Source organism: Rufibacter soli (genome assembly GCF_054781795.1).
On record NZ_BAAGTS010000003.1, the window covers coordinates 261,357 to 275,623 of the forward strand.

Genomic DNA, 14,267 nt, shown 5'->3' on the forward strand with positions numbered 1-14,267 from the left:
ACTTAATCCTTTGCATAATGAAACGGTTTTTACTCTTCAGCTTACTAGGCGTACTCTTATTGGCAGGCCAGGTAACCAGGGCGCAGGTGACCAGCGCATACTCCTCTTCTATCACCCGTGATAAGAAAGCGGCTAAAGCCGATAAAAAACGCGAGAAGGACATGGCCAAAGCCCTGCGCAAAGACGAAGTGTTTCAACGGGAAATGGCCCGCGCCAAAGAAAAATATGAGCATGACCAGGACCGCCTGAAGCTGAAGTTTAACCGCAGACAACACGCCTTAAGCGATAAATACGCCAAAACCAATGGTTCTTCTTTAGATTTTGAACGGGAGCAACTTCAGCTCAAAGCAGACTATGAGCAGGAAAAACAAGCGCTGCAGACTAAGTATGAAAAAGAACGCGACAAGCGGCAATCTGCCTGGCAATCCAGCCGGGGCAGTCTTTCGTTGGTAAGATTATAGATTTATTCCTCTGTCAATTTATGAAACAGCCTCTTTTGAAGAGGCTGTTTTTTTTAATGGTAAGGTGGCTGTTACATCTTTCTGTTTTAGAGCCGTTTTCCTTAAAACAGGCTTAAAACAGCTTTACGTGGTACACAAGCCGAGCCAGGCAGGAGCAGCTGAAATCAATTCCGTATCTTTGCCCCATGCGGTATTTTCTAGAAGTGGCCTATGATGGCACACGGTTCCACGGGTGGCAGGTGCAGCCCAATGCCCTCACGGTGCAGCGGGTGCTGGATGATTGCCTCCGCACGGTATTTCGGCTGCCCCAAGTGGAGACCATTGGCAGCGGCCGCACCGATACCGGCGTGCACGCCACCCAGCAATGGGTGCACGTTGACTTGCCGCAGGCCTTTCCGCCCACAGAGATCCAGCACAAACTCAACCGCATCCTTCCGCCTGACATCGCCATTGGCCAGGTGCTGCCCGTAGGTCCCGAAGCACACACTCGCTTTGATGCCATCTCCCGCACCTATGAGTATCGCATTACCCTTAAGCGCAACCCGTTTCTGGTAAACCACGCCACATTTTTGTCAAGAGTGCCAGACGTGGCGCAGATGAATGCGGCGGCTAAGGCGCTGCTTGACCTGGAAGATTTTACCACTTTCTCCAAAGTAAAGGGAGACACCCTACATTACCGCTGCACCATCACCCAAGCCCACTGGCGCCAGGAAGGCGACCTGCTCATCTTCACCATCAAAGCCAACCGCTTTCTGCGCGGCATGGTGCGCCTGGTGGTAGGCACGCTCTTAGACGTAGGGAAAGGGAAGTTGTCGATAGCCCAGTTCCGGGAAGCCATTGAGCGCCAAGACCGCAAATTAGCCAGCGGCGCGGCTCCCGCCGAAGGTCTTTTCCTTCATAAGGTGGAGTACCCGGAGGGGTATTTTGCCCAGCAGGAAAGGCTTTTTATGCAAGCTGCGGCAGTTTCTGCGCCTAAAGAAGGTTTGTAAAAGAATACTTTCTTGCTGGTGTTGGAGTATCTAGGGGCCAACGACTGATACTGACTTTCCCTTAGTAATACCTTGTGCACGCCTTTCCGCCTGTTGCTGGCGTATTGTCAGTTGTCGCCTTAAGTCCTTATGCTTTCTTGTTTCATCTCTTCCCTCCGAGCGCTCACGGCCGCGGGGCCCCGTCTTTCCCCCTCGCACTGCCCTTGCGGCCGGGTTGCCTTCTGCCCTTAGCTTTGGTATTGCAGGGCCACAAGCGAGGCACTCGAAGTAAAGACTGGAATCGGGAAATGCGTGGAAGATATTTGGTGAAATGTGTTTTGGGCTGCTGGCGTTTTAGGCCCGTTTTTGGAAAAACAGGCTTAAAATACCCGAGGTTTGGAAGAGATAGCTGTAAATCAAACTTGGTTACAGCCCGAACCGCAGCGGACAGGTCAAGCCCTGTCCCTACATTCACCAAACCCCGCCCTTTAGGGCGATGCAGGCCTTGCAACAGCGCAGCCGCAATAAGCCCATTTGCCCCGGACCTTGCGGAGGGCCGCCACCGCGTAGCCCGAAGCATGGGCAGGGGCAAGCAGCGGCTCTTCCATTGGCAATAGCCTAAGCTCCCCACGCAGCAGAGGACTTCTGCCCGGTGGTACTGAAAGGAAGCCCCGCCTGTCTGAGCGGCAGCGAGTTCGGGGCTTCTTGATTCTTTTGGTTACTTTTCTCATCAAGGAGAAAAGTGACACACGCGGGCAGACCGCCACTCCAGCCTGGAGACTTGGCAGGAAAGGGAGTTGACAGTAAAGGCTAAATGTCAAATGGAGAAGCAGTATTGGTCGTTGTCCACTCATAAATACCACCAATGCCCATTAAAACGACAAAACAAACTTCCACAAAAAAAACACTACCATTCCTGCCCTCCCTGCCTTCAAACCCTGAAACAATATTCCGTAGTTAATTGTGTACTTTTGCCGTAGAAAGCCAAGGCTGTTTTAAGCCCATTTTTCTGAAAAGAGGCGTAAAACAGGGCATTCACTGGATGGGCCGCACCTGGCAGGGCTGATCTTCGTTATTAGCACCAGAGGCCGACACATTTTTTTATAAGCAATACTTCATGAGTGAGATAGGAGGCGGCAAAACCGGAAGCGCATTTGACTGGGACGTGCTGCGCAAGATATTCCGGTTTGTAAAGCCGTACCAACGGGTGTTTTACCTGGTGATTTTTCTAACGGTGGCCTCGGCGTTCCTGGCTACTGTGCGCCCTTTCCTGATTCAGGAGATGGTGGACAAGCAGATTCTGCAGTACAACTGGCAGGGGGTGAACCGCATGTTCATCTGGCTCATTGTACTGCTGGTGGCCCACACGGCGGTGTCGTACTTCCATACCTACTTTGCCGGTTGGCTGGGCCAGTACGTGGTGCGCGACATACGGGTGAAGCTCTATGAGCATATCTTAAAACTCAGGCTCAAGTTCTATGACCGCACGCCCATTGGCACGCTGGTAACCCGCAACGTGAGCGACGTGGAAACCCTTTCAGACGTGTTCTCTGAGGGCCTGGCCGCCATGATAGGGGATGTGCTGCAGCTAGTCTTTATTCTAGGCTACATGTTCTGGATTGACTGGAAACTCACCTTGGTAAGCCTTTCCATGTTCCCGCTGCTCATCATCAGTACCTATATTTTCAAGGAGAAGGTGAAGTCCTCGTTCCAGGAGGTGCGTGGGGCGGTGGCCAAGCTCAACGCCTTTGTGCAGGAGCACATTACGGGCATGATGGTGGTGCAGATCTTCAACAACGAGGAGCGCGAGATGAAGAAATTCCAGGCCATCAACAAGGAGCACACCCGTGCTAACATCAAGTCGGTGCTGTATTACTCCATCTACTTCCCGGTGGCGGAGGTCATCGGCGCGGCCGGAACGGGTTTGTTGGTGTGGTACGGGGCCAAGGGGGTGATCCAGGACACGGTGACCCTTGGCTCTTTGATTGCCTTTATCATGTACATAGCCATGTTCTTCCGGCCCATTCGGCAGATAGCCGATAGGTTCAATACCCTGCAGTTGGGCGTGGTGAGTTCTGAGCGGATCATGAAGCTGCTGGAAAGCCAGGAAATGATCTCAGACTCGGGGACCTATGCGCCTAAGACTATTAACGGGTCCGTGGAGTTTGACAAGGTGTGGTTTGCCTACAATGACGAGGATTGGGTCTTGCGGGGCGTGTCTTTTGACGTGCAGGCTGGCCAGACTGTAGCCTTGGTGGGCGCTACCGGCGCCGGAAAAACCTCTATCATCAACCTGCTCAGCCGCTTCTATGAGATCAACAAAGGCACCATAAAAGTAGACGGCCGGGACATCAAAGAGTATGACCTGGATGTGCTTAGGCGGCAGATTGGCGTGGTGCTGCAGGACGTGTTCCTGTTTTCGGGCACCATCGCGGATAACATCAGCTTGGGCAACAAAGACATTACCGAGGCCCAGATGTGGGAAGCCGCCCGCCTGGTAGGGGCAGATAGGTTTATTGAACGCCTGCCCGGCGGACTGCACTACAACGTAATGGAGCGCGGGGCCACGCTCTCGGTGGGCCAGCGGCAGCTGATCTCCTTCGTGCGGGCCATGGTCTATAACCCCAAAATCATCATCCTGGACGAGGCCACCTCCAGCGTAGATTCTGAGACCGAGGAGCTGATCCAGTTCGCCATTGCGCAGTTGATGCAGGGCCGTACCTCTATTGTGATTGCTCACCGCCTCTCCACCATCCAGAAGGCAGACAATATCATAGTACTGGACCGCGGCGAGATCAAGGAAAGCGGCCGGCACGAACAACTGCTTCAGAGCGGCGGCTACTATGCCCAGCTTCATGAAATGCAGTACAAGAATTTCGTGTAACTGCTTAGAAATTCTGTTTTGAGCACGTTTTCTGAAAAACGGGCTCAAAACAGAATTATACTCCTTGCCTGGTAAGAAGACATCGGCGTAGCTAAAAGCAAGGTTTAAGCAGGCTCTTAAAGGCCAAGAATCAACTAGTAACAATCAGCAATCTCTAAAATGAAGAAGAAGTATTTGACCTTCCTGGCGGTAGTGGCAGGTCTGGTGTTAGTGTTGTACACCTACATGGGCGGTTTTGCCGAAGTGAAGGTGACCCAGGCGGTCTCTATCCAAGTCTTGATGGCTGGCAAGGCGTATGAGGGCAACACCGAGTCAGAGGAACTGGGCCAGATTTACCGGCAGGTAGGCAAAGCCGTGGAGGAAAAGCAACTGGTAGGCGACTTGGCCGGAATTTACTACAACAACCCTGGCAAGAATACCAAGACCGTTAAAGCCTTTATTGGCGTGGCCGTGCAGGATACCTCTTCTTTGCCGGCAGGCTTTACCGTTCGGGTAGTGCCAGCCGGACAACCCGTTCTTAAGGGCGAGCTGGATGCCAGCCTCATGATTGCCCCCAAGCGTATGTACACGGCCCTCTTTGACTACGCCGAAGAACACAAGCTTACCCTGCAGGAGTTCTACGTGGAACGTTTCCCCGAAGGCAAGCCTGCAGTGATAGAGGTAGGTTTAGTGAAGAAATGAGCTTTCTATTTTAGGCCTGTTTTTATAAAAACACCTTCAAAACAGCGACAGGGTATTCTTAGAGCGCGGATTATTCTGTTGGCTTTGTCCGCTGCAAGAGAGGCCAGCGGGTTTGCGCTGGGGAGGCTTTAGGCAGCGCATATTCCACCTTTACCAGTTGGTGCAATTCATTGTTGCGGCCTCTTATTTCAAAGTTCACCACGGCCGTGCTATCCTGCCAGACAAAGCGCATCACGCCAAAATTAAGCTTGTCCTGCATTTGGCCCACCCGGTGGCTATTGGGCTCATTTACCAGGCCGCCTTTCCAGGAGTGCGTAAGGCCGCTGGTGGTAAAATCATAGATAGGGTAGGGCACCTTTGGCCAGGAAAGCTTGGAGAGTTCGGCAAAGTGCCGGTCCCCGGAAACCAGGATCACGTTAGCGGCCTTGGTTTTGGCAATCAATTGAAACAGGCGCTCCCGCTCTTTAGGGAAGTTATCCCAGCGCTCAAAACCGTGTTCATTGGCAATGATCTGCAGCCCGCTGCCAATCAGGTGGAACTGGGCTTTGCTGTTCTTGAGTTCCCGTTCCAGCCATCGCCATTGGGCTTCTCCTAACAAGTTTCCTTTCAGATTGGGTTTATAGTCTGGTTCATGCCCTTGCAGTGAGTCCTGGTGATAGCGTACGTCCAGTAACAGAACTTTCACCTGCCTACCGGCGGGGCCGTAGGTGTGGGCGCTGTAGACGCCGCGCTGTTTTCGGCGGGGGCTTTCCTGGGGCTCGCCTATGAAGTTCCAGAACAGTTGGGCGCTCTGGGCTTTAGGTTTATAGGTTTTATTGGCGTTGTTGCGGCCGTAGTCATGGTCATCCCATACCCCAATGACGGGTACGGTCTGGAGTAGTTTCTGGTAGCCGGGTTGCCGCAGCTGCTTGTCATATTTGCCTTTCAGCACCTGCATGTCCTCCGTGTCGCCGTAAATATTATCGCCTAGCCAGATCCAGAGCTGGGGTTGGTTTTTCAGGATTTCGGGCCACAGGGGTTGCTCCCGGTCCTGTGAGTTGCAGGAGCCCAGCGCAATAACAGACAAAGGTGTTTGGTTACTGGCAGGCGGGAGCGCCTCTCTCTGGCGTACGTTTCCAAAGTAGGTGCAAGAGCCAATAAAAAGCGAGAAAAGGCAAAGCGGAAGCCAGCTACGTCTACGGTGATGCATACCCAAGGTACGGCTGAGTCGGGGCGTAAGGTTTAGGTGGGCTTCCTGTCAAACCAGCCACTTCTTTAGAAAATCAAGGTGGTGGTTTGACAGGAGGCCTTTTAGCAACTTATTCTGAGGCAGTACGGCCCACGTAGAGGGAGATGCCTAAGGCAACACTGCTTAAGCCGAAGTTGGCCCTAAACAAGCTTTCTTTAGAGCGGTAATCGCTTCCTTCTGTTTCTGTTTTAGAACTGGAATAACCAAGGTTGCCTACCGTAGCTTCTATCCCAATGATATTGGATGGGAAAAATACGATACCTGGCTGAAGGTTAAATCCTCCGACTTTTTGAGTAGTGACAGGCTCTGACGTATCCCAGGTGATGTTGGGGTCTGCTGGAAGGTTGCTGAAGTCGCGTTCGGTAACATACTTGCCCGTTTGGTAATAGGCCCCAGCGTGCCCGAAGAAAGCGATCTTGGGGGAAACGGAAGTATATATGCGGGCAAATGGCCCTACGTTAAAGTGATTCCCCCGCCATTCAGAAGGGACATTGTATATGGTGCCATTATAGTAGCTGTTAGAAGATTGGTTGGAAAAATCATGGGCATAGCCTGCTGAAACCCCAACGGCTATGGCTGGGCTGACAAAAAAACCTACCTGCGGCTGTATGGAAAAAGTACGTCTGGTTTGTTCTCCAAAATCGCCCGAAGATGGAGAACGTTTATCTGTGGAGAAGCTCATGGATCCAGTGACCAGGGTTTTTCCGAAGTCTTGCGCGAACAAAAAGGAGGGGGCACTACAAAGCCCGATTAGGAGGAGGAATTTTTTCATGATAAGAATATAGAATTAAGAATAGGTAGCAGGGTTTAATAGGAATATACGTATATGTGTTCCTGAATATAGATATTCTGTATATAGTAATGGCTTGGTAACGCCCCTAAGACGTTCTATATTTTACCCCGTGTCAATTTATTAGCTCACAGGAAGAAAGTGCGCCTGTTGTAGTGAAGATAGCGCAAAAAAAGAAGGGCCAGCTTTCTACGGCTGGTCCTTTCGTTTACTGGTGGCTTGCGCCCGATCTATTATAAAGAATCCCCTGGCAGGGGTACAGTTTCTGTTAGCTGCGGGTGTTCATGATCCTGAAAGCCTCCGCCCGGGAGATTTCTTTCTCCAGGAGCAGCGTTTGATTGGTATTCACAATCAGCAGCTTGAATTTTTCCTTTAGGTCATGGTAATAGATAAGCATGGTTAGATTTTCATAACCGCGCCTAAATATCTTTCTGGCCTTTGTCTTCAAATTATACAGTTCCAATTTTATTTTCCTAAGCTTTTCTATCATGCCCTTCTACCTCCCCTTGTCTAAGAGTGTCTAGAGTATTTATACTAAAAATAAAGGGAAGAGGTTGCTGTACCAAAGGTTGAATCAAATTGCATTCTGCTTATAAAAGGTAATTTAGCTATGTGGCTAACGCGCTTGTAATGCAATTGTTAAGACGAGTGTTGCAAGTAAAGGTTGTAATTTTAAAAGAGTAGGAAATTGCCTGAAAAGGGAGCGTCATAGTCTGCATTTCCTATTTTGGTATGGTAAGGCAACAGGCAGGAATTAAGATGACAGTACAACAGGGAACGCAACGCAAATATTACTAAACTTCAATGTTCTGTAAATGTGGTGCCTTGGTTTGTTGCCCTACGCATAGCGCCGGGCTAGAAAAAGGGAAAACCCAAAGAAGGTATCAAATGAGCTGCGGTTACAAGGGGATAAAACTAACAGCAAAACTGTAAAGGGAGGAAAGTATGGCCTTGGACAGGCAGGCAGGATGAAAGGAAAAGGAGGATGGGTATTAAAAAAGCCCAAACCAAGTCAAAGGTAAGACCGGGTTTGGGCGTTAAAAGCTCAGTTATCTGAGAATGTATAACCGCAAAAGTTATAGATCTCTGCCGTAGGCGCTACTGGTGGCAGGCTTTCCTGCAGCACCAGTGGGGGGTTATTGGGTGATACAAAACCCCATCGGTTCCGGTTGCAGTAGTGCAACTCTTCTGGCAATTGCAGTTTTGGGTGTTGTTTCATAAAATACCTCCGTTCCGTATTAGTGAGACAATAATTAACGGGTAAACCCCTACATAAACATAGTGCGTACTATCAAAATACTCCTGCAAACCGAGCACAAATGTATCTTTGTTTCCTGCTGCGTGCACTGGTACTAACTAATAAATTGAAATGAAAACAAAGCTAGGACGGACAGTAATGGTGGCCCTGCTGTTAATGGTCACGGTTTTATACGTTTCCACCCATGATTATATAGCGGCTGCGGCTTGGTGTAGCCTGGGCCTGGCCGTATTACTTTCCGGAGACAGGCGGCCCACCGGACAGGTGGCCCCCAAGACGCCCAAGCAATATGCCATGCTATTTTTCATAGTACTAGCTTTGGGGCTTTTTAGTTACCAGCTGTTCCGTGATTTAACGGACCACGGCGCCAGTCGGCTGCCATCTACCACTCCTGTACATGAATAGCTCTGTTATAGGATAAGGTGCAAAAACTAAGCCAGAAATGGAGTTAGATGTGCTTGGTTAGATCCCTTATTTTGCTGCGTAGCTGGTCTAAGTTGCTTTGTTGCTGTTTTTGCTTTTCAATTTCCTCCAGCTGGTGCAGCAGGTTCTGCATCTCGGCTAAATAAGCGGCTTTGTCTTTCTTAAGGCCGCTAGGAAGGGCTTGTTCCCCCGCCTGGCCCTCTGTCTTAAACACGTTGCCTTCTCCGTAAATCACCCACCTCGAATTTAGGTCGGGCAGCTTTTTTAAAAGGGCTACCAGGTCATCCATGCAGTATTCTTCTCCCTGCAGAATGCAACCTACCGTTTCAGGAGCGGTTTGCGTGAGCACGCTTAACTGGTAAACATCCAGTTCTTTGATACGCATGTAGAAGTTAAGGCGTGCGCTGGTTTGCTGTAGGTTTATAGCCATGATTTAGAGTATATGGTAAGTACAAGGTAATGGGCACATCTAAATCTCAATACAAAGAAATGCCGTACGATGACCGATGTTTGTACCTACCCCTCATACGCAATAAAAGCAGACTGTGTTAATACCCCAGGAAAGGGGCAAACAGACTGCATTTGAAACCTGAAGGCCCACCGTACAGTTAACCACATAGCCTGCCAGGCTGTAGAAACCGTCTCTTTCTGCGTGTTAATGCCGGTAGATTCTGCTTAACAGGTAGAAGGCCCGCCGTGCGGCCAAGTTTTAAACACACGCCCGGAAAAGAGATTAGTGAAGTTTTACTATATTTGCGGTAATGCTAGTGAGAAGGAAAATATTCCTTCAGTAAAAGAATGACCTTGTATGAAAACCCAGTTTGAGCCGTTGAATTTAATAATGTTAGTAGATGATGATGACACTACTAATTTCGTAAATACCCGGCTTCTTACCAAAATGGGGGCAGCCAAGGAAATAGTGGTGAAAAAGAACGGCGCCGAGGCCCTGGAATACCTGCAGGCTTCTGCCAAAGGCGGCATTCCCTACCCAGACCTTATCTTCCTGGATATTAAAATGCCAGTGATGGACGGGTTTAGCTTTCTGGACGAGTACCACAAGCAGAGCCTTTCTGAGAACGGCAGCATGATCATTCTCATGCTTACCTCTTCTGCCAGTTTTTATGACCTGGAACGCCTCAAAGATTATGAGTCTGTGAAGAAACATTTCTCCAAGTCTTTAACAGAGAATGACATCAAAGACATTATGCAGCAATATTATAATAAGTAGGTTTCTTACTTATCCACCCCATAGAAAAAGGCGCCCTATCAAGGCGCCTTTTTCTATGGGGTAAAATGTGGCGTTACAAAAGCGCCGGCGATTCTTTGGGCCAGGTAAAGTGCATGGCGGTGCCTCTGCCCTGAGACTGAATCCAGACCTGGCCTTTTTTCTCCTCTACAATCTTCCTGACAATGGCCAGGCCAATACCGGTGCTGTCTGGGTGGTTCACGTCATTGGTGGTCTCAAACAGCTCAAACACTTTCTGGTGGTTTTCTGCCGGTACGCCCGGGCCGTCATCGGCGACAATAAATTCCCAGTGGGTAGGGTGTTCCTCCGTTTTCACCCAGACGTTTCCGTCTGGCCGGTCATGGTATTTTACGGCGTTGCTCAGCAGATTACTGAAGATCTGGTTTAAGTAGACTTCCTCGGCCTCCATGACAGGCAGTGCCTGGTCAAGAGACACGGTAAAACCTTTAGGTAAGCTTAGGGAGCTAAGAATGGTCTGCACCAAATCACCCACGTTCACGGGTTGTTTCTGTATCTGCTGCCGGCCGGTAAGCGAGTAGGCCAACACATCTCTGATGAGGCTTTCCATGCGTTTGATCTGCAATTGAACCATGGGCAGCACCGCCTGCAGGCCGTCTTTGTTATCTTCCGTCAGGTAATCTGTGGCGGCGTCTACCAGGCCCACAATGTTGTGCAAAGGGGCCTTGAGGTCATGCGTGATGGTATGGGCAAACTCATCCAGAGTCTTGTTGGCCTTCTCCAGTTGGAGGTTTTTATTTTCCCGTTCCTGCAGTAGGGTGGTTACCTCATGGTGCGAGGTCTGTAGTTCCTGGTTCAGGTGCTGGATCTCCTGGAGTTGGTATTCGGCCTCAATGGTTCTTACCCGTAGCTGCTCCATGAGCTCAATCATCTGCATGTTCTGCCGCTTGATCTCAGCGTACGGCGAGATGGCAGGCTCTAGCATGAAATAATCAGACCAGCCCTGTATAATGGCCTGGTTGATGGGCGGGTGGTTGGCCGGAATGCGCTTGTGCATGCGTACCCGGGTGCCTTTGGTAAAATCACTCTCAATCTGGAACAGGTCTACCAATTTCTTGGAGCTGTAGATGCCCTGGCCCTTGCCCCCCACGGGCATGTATTTGCGGTCCAGGATTTCCTGCAGGTTAGAGATTCCCCGGCCCCGGTCGGTCACGTAGGCCTCCAGGTAAAGCCCGCCCCGGTTCTGGACCATGCTGAACCTGATCAGGCCTTCGCCCACGTGCTCCAGCACGTTGCGGCAAATCTCAGACACGGCGGTAGCGAACTTGGTTTGGGAGGCCAGCGGTAGTCCGGTTAACTCAGAAAGCTGCATGGTGCGCTTGTAGGCCAGCACCACGTCCAGTTCATTCTGTAATTTTATGTTAATAATGGGTTGCTCCATAAGAATAGTTAAACAGATGCACGTACCACCACTACCAGGGTGTCATCTAGGGTACGGGTATTATCCTTATATAGAACGGCCGCAATAAGAGTAGGGTCATGCCGGGTCAGTTCTGGGTATTTGCTCAGGTCCCAGCGGCTTTTCAACCCGTCTGAATGCATGACCATGAGGTGGCCCGGTGCCCAGCTATGGAGTTGGTCATTCACCGTATTGGGTACATTCATGCCCAGCGTGCCGTTGTAAGAGAGCATGTTCTTAAGGGTGCCGGCAGAAAACAGGCGTCCGCTGATGTTGCCAATGCCGCAATAGCGCAGGTGGGTCGTTTCTGTATTGAAATGGGCAATGGCTCCCACGGCTCCCCGGGTTCTTTTTATGTCAGTATGGATGCCGCGCAACATCTCTGAGGGGGATTGTTTGGGCTGTTGCTGGAACGCCTGAATACCCTTCACTGAGGCCTCATGCGCATACTCGCCGTGGCCCAGGCCATCCAGTACCAACAAATAAGCCCCCTGGTGCGAAAGGCGCAGGGCCCAGCCATCACCGCTGACCTTCTCGCCGGGTTTAGGAACCATGACCGCCCCCACGGTAAAAGCGTAGGCGTTTCTAGCCGCCGATTTAGGGGCCTTGCCCTTGCGGTAGATGCGGGATAGAATGACCGTGCCCAGCCCACGCTGGGAGTAAATATCAAAGAAGTCTGATAGGCGCTGAATGGCACCCAAGCCCTGGCCCATGCTCCCGAAGGTAGACACGCCGTCTTCCATCATACGCAAAGGGTCACTCATGCCGGGGCCGTTGTCCAAGCAGATCATCTCCAGGCCTTCAGTGTTGCCTCTTTCATCATACATGGCCTTGACCAGCAGTTCACCCCCCAGCGTGGCCGTGTGTTTGAGCAGGTTGGTGGCCATCTCAGAAATGACCAGGTTCACCTTCCCAATCTCTGTTTCCGTGAGGCCCTGCGCTTCGGCGATCTTGCTTATGTCACGCCGTACAATGTTCAGGAAACTTCGGTCTGCTAACGGGAAATGCTGGTGTGCCCCAAAATTAAAGTCCATTTTTCCAGCGGATGATGGTGACGGTTGTGCCCTTGCCTAACTCGCTTTTGATCTGGAAGTCATTAACCAGCCGCTTGGCCCCGGGCAGGCCCAGGCCCAGGCTCTTGCCCGTGGAAAAGCCGTCTTTCATGGCCAGCGTAACGTCTTCAATGCCGGGGCCCTCATCCTGAAAGACGAGCCGCACGCCGGGTATGCTGTTTTTGCTGATGACCTCCAGATGGGTGATGCCCCCGCCGCCATAGCGCAGCATGTTCCGTACCAGTTCACTGGCGGCGGTGATGAGCTTGGTTTGGTTCACGAGGCTCATGCCAATCTTGGTGGCTACCTCCTTAATGCGGTTCCGGAATAAAACGACGTCTTGTTCTTTCTGGATGGAAATCTTCTCCTTAGATATAACTATCATAGAGCCCTTCCTCGTCAGAGTCTCCCTGACCAATTTTCTCGCGAAGCAGTTCCATGCCCTGCTCTACATCCAAGGCGGTGTGTACGCCTGAAAGGGTGAGCCCCAGTTCTACCAGGGTAATAGCTACGGCCGGCTGCATGCCCACCACCACGGTGGCGGCATCCATGATCTTAGACATGGAGGCAATGTTGCCTAAAATGCGGCCCATAAAGGAATCCACAATACTTACCGCCGAAATATCAATCAGCACGCCTTTGGCTTCGGTCTTACTGACCATGTTGATCAGGTCATTTTCCAGCGTGAGGGCCAGCCGGTCATACAGGTCTACCTGAATGGATACCAGCAAAAACGACCCCATCTTTAAAATAGGAATTCTTTCCATGGTAGTAAGAGTTAAAAGCCCAAAGTCTTCTTCTCGCTGGAGCGGGACACTGTAATATTGAGAATGGAGAAAGCCATTTTCAACGCGCTGGCCAGAGAGGCTTTGGTATAGATGTTGGTCAGGTCAATGCCCAGGTGCACTATGGTCTGGGCAATCTCTGGCCTGATGCCACTGATGATACACTCAGCACCCATTAAACGGGCGGCGCTCACGGTTTTGATCAAATGCTGGGCTACCAAAGAGTCTACAGTAGGTACGCCTGATATGTCCAGAATAGCAATGCGGCTGCTGCTGGCTACAATCTCTTCCAGCAACGCCTCCATCACTACCTGGGTGCGGGCGCTGTCAAGGGTGCCAATGATGGGCAGGGCCAGAATGCCGTCCCACACGCGTATTACCGGCGTAGAGATCTCACTCATCTCATTGGTCTGGCGCAGAATCACTTCCTCGCGGCCTTTGATATAGGTTTCCATGGTTACCAGGCTAAGGTTATCCAAGATCTTGTTTACAGAGATAATCTCACGGTACAAGGTGCTAGGATCGTTTTTCAACTGGTCCTCCAGCAGGCTGCTCAACACCTCTTTCAGGCTAAGAATGTAAGAGCTGGTCTCCCGCGGGGAGAAACCTTGGCGGGCCCGGGTAATGGAGATTTCGTTGAGGATATCATTTATGGGTTCATACCCGGCAGAGTCTGTGTCTTCAGCATACGGGCTGTTAAAGGCTTTCAGCAAAGCAGTGAGAAACTCATCAGATTGTTGCTGAAGTTCAGAAACACTCATCAGGTCATCACGGAGCGCAGCGTCTTTGAGCTGGTTGCTCATCCAGGCTTCCATGATTTGCTTTTTCTTGCCTTTGAGGATGGTGGCGGTTTCTTTGTTCATGAGATGGTATAATCAGGGTTTAGGGGCATTGGTGCAGAAGTGCGTTTCAAGCCTGTTTTTTGGGAAGTAGCCCAAAACCAGCCGAAAACACTTTTTGTAAAAGTAAGAAGATAAAACACAACTCTTTGTTAAAAGAGCACATTTGTACACTACTTTAAAAAACGACTAAGGCCGCCGGCAACAAAAAAGCCCGCCAAATTATGGCGGGCTT

16 protein-coding genes are annotated in these 14,267 nt (G+C 50.7%); 6 read left to right on the forward strand and 10 right to left on the reverse strand.

Going from position 1 to position 14,267, the window contains the following annotated elements:
• The first annotated feature begins 17 nt into the window (after window positions 1–17).
• The 4 genes from ACYVJQ_RS14525 to ACYVJQ_RS14540 all read left to right on the forward strand — a co-directional run bounded on the left by ACYVJQ_RS14525 (window position 18) and on the right by ACYVJQ_RS14540 (window position 4,994).
• A complete protein-coding gene (locus ACYVJQ_RS14525; protein WP_460893826.1) occupies window positions 18–461 on the forward strand; it encodes a hypothetical protein in 444 nt (147 codons plus the stop codon).
• 185 nt (window positions 462–646) lie between these two features.
• Window positions 647–1,450, forward strand: a complete 804-nt coding sequence (gene truA, locus ACYVJQ_RS14530; RefSeq protein ID WP_460893827.1) for a tRNA pseudouridine(38-40) synthase TruA — start codon at window positions 647–649, stop codon at window positions 1,448–1,450.
• A 1,096-nt stretch (window positions 1,451–2,546) separates the two neighbouring features.
• On the forward strand, window positions 2,547–4,313 hold the full coding sequence (locus ACYVJQ_RS14535; RefSeq protein ID WP_460893828.1) for an ABC transporter ATP-binding protein: 1,767 nt from the start codon (window positions 2,547–2,549) through the stop codon (window positions 4,311–4,313).
• Between the two features lie 159 nt (window positions 4,314–4,472).
• Window positions 4,473–4,994 (forward strand): GyrI-like domain-containing protein, encoded by a 522-nt coding sequence (locus ACYVJQ_RS14540; protein ID WP_460893829.1) that lies wholly within the window; start codon window positions 4,473–4,475, stop codon window positions 4,992–4,994.
• 70 nt (window positions 4,995–5,064) lie between these two features.
• On the opposite strand, the gene ACYVJQ_RS14545 is transcribed toward ACYVJQ_RS14540, so the two are convergent.
• The 4 genes from ACYVJQ_RS14545 to ACYVJQ_RS14560 form a co-directional block, all read right to left on the reverse strand.
• Entirely contained in the window at window positions 5,065–6,183 is a 1,119-nt protein-coding gene (locus ACYVJQ_RS14545; protein ID WP_460893830.1) for an alkaline phosphatase D family protein, read from the reverse strand.
• Window positions 6,184–6,292: 109 nt separating this feature from the next.
• Window positions 6,293–6,994, reverse strand: coding sequence for a hypothetical protein (locus tag ACYVJQ_RS14550; protein ID WP_460893831.1), 702 nt, complete (start codon window positions 6,992–6,994; stop codon window positions 6,293–6,295).
• Window positions 6,995–7,280: 286 nt separating this feature from the next.
• Window positions 7,281–7,409: a hypothetical protein gene (locus ACYVJQ_RS14555; RefSeq protein ID WP_460893832.1), complete on the reverse strand. Its 129-nt coding sequence runs from the start codon at window positions 7,407–7,409 to the stop codon at window positions 7,281–7,283.
• Between the two features lie 648 nt (window positions 7,410–8,057).
• Window positions 8,058–8,231, reverse strand: a complete 174-nt coding sequence (locus ACYVJQ_RS14560) for a hypothetical protein (protein WP_460893833.1) — start codon at window positions 8,229–8,231, stop codon at window positions 8,058–8,060.
• Window positions 8,232–8,381: 150 nt separating this feature from the next.
• Here ACYVJQ_RS14560 and ACYVJQ_RS14565 point away from each other — a divergent pair, with 150 nt between their 5' ends.
• Entirely contained in the window at window positions 8,382–8,675 is a 294-nt protein-coding gene (locus ACYVJQ_RS14565; RefSeq protein ID WP_460893834.1) for a hypothetical protein, read from the forward strand.
• Between the two features lie 43 nt (window positions 8,676–8,718).
• Here ACYVJQ_RS14565 and ACYVJQ_RS14570 read toward each other — a convergent pair whose 3' ends face one another.
• Window positions 8,719–9,123, reverse strand: a complete 405-nt coding sequence (locus tag ACYVJQ_RS14570; RefSeq protein ID WP_460893835.1) for a hypothetical protein — start codon at window positions 9,121–9,123, stop codon at window positions 8,719–8,721.
• Between the two features lie 378 nt (window positions 9,124–9,501).
• On the opposite strand from ACYVJQ_RS14570, the gene ACYVJQ_RS14575 reads away from it, so the two are divergent.
• Entirely contained in the window at window positions 9,502–9,921 is a 420-nt protein-coding gene (locus tag ACYVJQ_RS14575; RefSeq protein WP_460893836.1) for a response regulator, read from the forward strand.
• A gap of 73 nt (window positions 9,922–9,994) precedes the next feature.
• Here ACYVJQ_RS14575 and ACYVJQ_RS14580 read toward each other — a convergent pair whose 3' ends face one another.
• From ACYVJQ_RS14580 to ACYVJQ_RS14600, 5 genes are read right to left on the reverse strand one after another with little or no spacing between them, the layout of a single operon-like run.
• Window positions 9,995–11,338, reverse strand: a complete 1,344-nt coding sequence (locus tag ACYVJQ_RS14580) for an ATP-binding protein (RefSeq protein WP_460893837.1) — start codon at window positions 11,336–11,338, stop codon at window positions 9,995–9,997.
• An 8-nt stretch (window positions 11,339–11,346) separates the two neighbouring features.
• Complete coding sequence (locus ACYVJQ_RS14585; RefSeq protein WP_460893838.1) at window positions 11,347–12,390, reverse strand: ATP-binding protein; 1,044 nt, start codon at window positions 12,388–12,390, stop codon at window positions 11,347–11,349.
• On the reverse strand, window positions 12,380–12,793 hold the full coding sequence (locus tag ACYVJQ_RS14590; protein ID WP_460893839.1) for an anti-sigma regulatory factor: 414 nt from the start codon (window positions 12,791–12,793) through the stop codon (window positions 12,380–12,382). Before ACYVJQ_RS14590 ends, ACYVJQ_RS14585 begins: the two co-directional genes overlap by 11 nt.
• Entirely contained in the window at window positions 12,777–13,175 is a 399-nt protein-coding gene (locus tag ACYVJQ_RS14595) for an STAS domain-containing protein (RefSeq protein ID WP_460893840.1), read from the reverse strand. The genes ACYVJQ_RS14590 and ACYVJQ_RS14595 overlap by 17 nt, the downstream gene beginning before the upstream one ends.
• 11 nt (window positions 13,176–13,186) lie before the next feature.
• The gene (locus ACYVJQ_RS14600; protein ID WP_460893841.1) at window positions 13,187–14,056 is read right to left on the reverse strand and encodes an STAS domain-containing protein; all 870 of its coding nucleotides are present in this window, start codon (window positions 14,054–14,056) and stop codon (window positions 13,187–13,189) included.
• Window positions 14,057–14,267 lie beyond the last annotated feature (211 nt).

Excerpts from the sequence above, each read along its gene's own strand:
- ACYVJQ_RS14560 (WP_460893833.1), bottom strand. The coding sequence starts at position 8,231 with ATGAAACAACACCCAAAACTGCAATTGCCAGAAGAGTTGCACTACTGC.
- ACYVJQ_RS14555 (WP_460893832.1), bottom strand. The coding sequence starts at position 7,409 with ATGCTTATCTATTACCATGACCTAAAGGAAAAATTCAAGCTGCTGATT.
- ACYVJQ_RS14585 (WP_460893838.1), bottom strand. The coding sequence starts at position 12,390 with ATGGACTTTAATTTTGGGGCACACCAGCATTTCCCGTTAGCAGACCGA.
- ACYVJQ_RS14550 (WP_460893831.1), bottom strand. The coding sequence starts at position 6,994 with ATGAAAAAATTCCTCCTCCTAATCGGGCTTTGTAGTGCCCCCTCCTTT.
- ACYVJQ_RS14570 (WP_460893835.1), bottom strand. The coding sequence starts at position 9,123 with ATGGCTATAAACCTACAGCAAACCAGCGCACGCCTTAACTTCTACATG.
- ACYVJQ_RS14540 (WP_460893829.1), top strand. The coding sequence starts at position 4,473 with ATGAAGAAGAAGTATTTGACCTTCCTGGCGGTAGTGGCAGGTCTGGTG.
- ACYVJQ_RS14580 (WP_460893837.1), bottom strand. The coding sequence starts at position 11,338 with ATGGAGCAACCCATTATTAACATAAAATTACAGAATGAACTGGACGTG.
- ACYVJQ_RS14545 (WP_460893830.1), bottom strand. The coding sequence starts at position 6,183 with ATGCATCACCGTAGACGTAGCTGGCTTCCGCTTTGCCTTTTCTCGCTT.
- ACYVJQ_RS14595 (WP_460893840.1), bottom strand. The coding sequence starts at position 13,175 with ATGGAAAGAATTCCTATTTTAAAGATGGGGTCGTTTTTGCTGGTATCC.
- ACYVJQ_RS14600 (WP_460893841.1), bottom strand. The coding sequence starts at position 14,056 with ATGAACAAAGAAACCGCCACCATCCTCAAAGGCAAGAAAAAGCAAATC.
- truA (WP_460893827.1), top strand. The coding sequence starts at position 647 with ATGCGGTATTTTCTAGAAGTGGCCTATGATGGCACACGGTTCCACGGG.
- ACYVJQ_RS14565 (WP_460893834.1), top strand. The coding sequence starts at position 8,382 with ATGAAAACAAAGCTAGGACGGACAGTAATGGTGGCCCTGCTGTTAATG.
- ACYVJQ_RS14525 (WP_460893826.1), top strand. The coding sequence starts at position 18 with ATGAAACGGTTTTTACTCTTCAGCTTACTAGGCGTACTCTTATTGGCA.
- ACYVJQ_RS14590 (WP_460893839.1), bottom strand. The coding sequence starts at position 12,793 with ATGATAGTTATATCTAAGGAGAAGATTTCCATCCAGAAAGAACAAGAC.
- ACYVJQ_RS14575 (WP_460893836.1), top strand. The coding sequence starts at position 9,502 with ATGAAAACCCAGTTTGAGCCGTTGAATTTAATAATGTTAGTAGATGAT.
- ACYVJQ_RS14535 (WP_460893828.1), top strand. The coding sequence starts at position 2,547 with ATGAGTGAGATAGGAGGCGGCAAAACCGGAAGCGCATTTGACTGGGAC.